This is a genomic window from Micrococcus sp. ACRRV (assembly GCF_022346985.1).
Classification (GTDB): domain Bacteria; phylum Actinomycetota; class Actinomycetes; order Actinomycetales; family Micrococcaceae; genus Micrococcus; species Micrococcus porci.
Map to the genome: position 1 here is coordinate 1 of NZ_JAKRNH010000177.1, position 2,216 is coordinate 2,216.

Below are 2,216 nucleotides of genomic sequence, written 5' to 3' on the forward strand. Positions count from 1 at the left end.
CAGGGTGGGGGAGGACATCGGGGGTTCCTGTTCGGGTCTCAGGGAGGGGTGCGTGCGGCGGCTCAGCCGCGGCGCACGACGCGCAGGACGTGGGCGGGCTCGACGGCCGGGTCGAGGCGGACGTAGGGCTGCTCGTCCCAGCGCCAGCGGGCGCCGGTGAGCAGCTCCTCCACCTCGAAGCGGCCCTCCTCGTCACGGTCCTCGGGGCGCACGCGCAACGCCTCGGCGTCCAGTCGGAGGGTCGCCTCGGCCACGCGATGCGGATCGCACGCGACGACGACGACCACCGTGTCCTCGGCCGACCCGGCGTCGGTGACAGCCGCGGCGTCGCGGTGGTCGCCCTCGGGCAGCGCCGAGCGGGTCTTGGAGAAGACCAGGAGCTCGGGGTCCGTGGCGGAGTGGAGCGTGAGGTTCTGCAGGTCCTGCAGGGCCGGGTGCTCCGCACGGATCCGGTTCAGTCGGGTCAGGTACGGGGCGAGGGAGCGGCCCGCAGCCTCCTCGCCGGCCCAGTCGCGCGGGCGGAACTCGTACTTCTCGTTGTCGATGTACTCCTCCGCGCCCGGCCGGGCCACGTGCTCGAACAGCTCGAAGCCCGCGTAGACGCCGTAGAGCGGGTTCGAGGTCGCCGCGATCACCGCGCGCGCCTTGAACGCACCCGGCCCGCCGTGCTGCAGGTAGTCGGTGAGGATGTCCGGGGTGTTCACGAAGAAGTTCGGGCGATAGAAGCCCGCCGTCTCCGCGGTGATCTCCTCCAGGTACTCCTCCAGCTCCTCCCGGGTGTTCCGCCAGGTGAAGTAGCCGTAGGACTGCTGGAAGCCGACCCGGCCGAGCCCGTGCATCATGGCCGGGCGCGTGAACGCCTCCGCCAGGAACACGACCTCAGGCTCCACCGCACGCACCTCGCGGATCAGCCACTCCCAGAACCACAGGGGCTTGGTGTGCGGGTTGTCCACGCGGAAGATGTGCACGCCACGTCGCACCCAGCCCAGGACCACGTCGAGCACCGCCCTGGCGAGGCCATCGGCGTCGTCGTCGAAGTTCAGCGGGTAGATGTCCTGGTACTTCTTGGGCGGGTTCTCCGCGTAGGCGATGGACCCGTCCACGCGGTGCGTGAACCACTCCGGGTGCTCCGTGACCCACGGGTGGTCCGGGGAGCACTGCAGGGCCAGGTCCAGGGCCAGCTCCATGCCGAGCTCGCGCACGCGCTCCTGGAAGGCGTCGAAGTCCTCGAAGGTGCCCAGGCCGGGATGGATCGCGTCATGCCCGCCGGCCTCACCGCCGATGGCCCAGGGCGAGCCCGGGTCCTGCGGGCCGGCGGTCAGCGTGTTGTTCGGGCCCTTGCGGTGCGCGACGCCGATCGGGTGGATCGGGGGCAGGTACACGACCTGGAAGCCCATCGCGGCGACCGCCGGCAGGCGCTCCGCCGCGGTACGGAAGGTGCCCGAGTGCCACAGGCCGGCGGCCTCGTCGTACCGGGCGCCCTCCGAGCGCGGGAAAAACTCGTACCAGGCGCCCCGGCCGGCCAGCGGACGCTGCACGTCCAGCGGGTACAGCTCCGAGCTGGTCACCCAACGGCGGACCGGGCGGGCGTCCAGCACGGCGGAGACCTCCGCCGACTGCGTCACGGCGAACCGCTGCACGGGCGCCAGCGAGGCGTCCTCGAGGCCGCGGACGGCCTCCTCGAACACCGCGCGGTCGGCCGCGCCGCGCTCGGGGTCCTGCGCTGCCGCGCGGAACAGCGCCGCCCCCTCGTCCAGCATCAGCTCGACGTCGACCCCGGCCGCCAGCTTCACCGACGCGTTGTGGCGCCATGTGCCCACGGGGTCGTCCCAGCCCTCCACCACGAAGTGGTGCACGCCCGGCTCGGAGGGCCGCAGCGTGGCCACCGCCTCGTCCAGTCCCGGACGCCCGGGGCGCATGTGCACCCGCTGCACCTCGGCACCGTCCGGGCCCAGCAGGCGGACGGTGGCGCGGACGGCGTCGTGCCCCTCGCGGTACACGTTCGCGCGGACGGGGACGTCCTCCCCCACGATCGCCTTCGCGGGGAAGCGGCCCTCCTCCACCGTCGGCTGGACGTTCGAGACCGGGATGCGACCGGTCAGGGTGGTCCGGCGGACGTCCGGCAGGGCCGGGGCGGGCGGCGCGGGCCCGCGTGTGTCAGCGGGGCGCGGCGGCCCGGCCCCACGCCGAGGGGGCGCCATGGCGCGGCTGCTGAT

At 73.5% G+C, this 2,216-nt stretch carries 1 protein-coding gene; it reads right to left on the bottom strand.

Annotated features, from left to right (window positions below; all coding sequences use genetic code 11):
- Positions 1-62: 62 nt before the first annotated feature.
- Positions 63-2,201, bottom strand: coding sequence for an alpha-1,4-glucan--maltose-1-phosphate maltosyltransferase (locus tag MHY29_RS11845; RefSeq protein ID WP_255718938.1), 2,139 nt, complete (start codon positions 2,199-2,201; stop codon positions 63-65).
- Positions 2,202-2,216 lie beyond the last annotated feature (15 nt).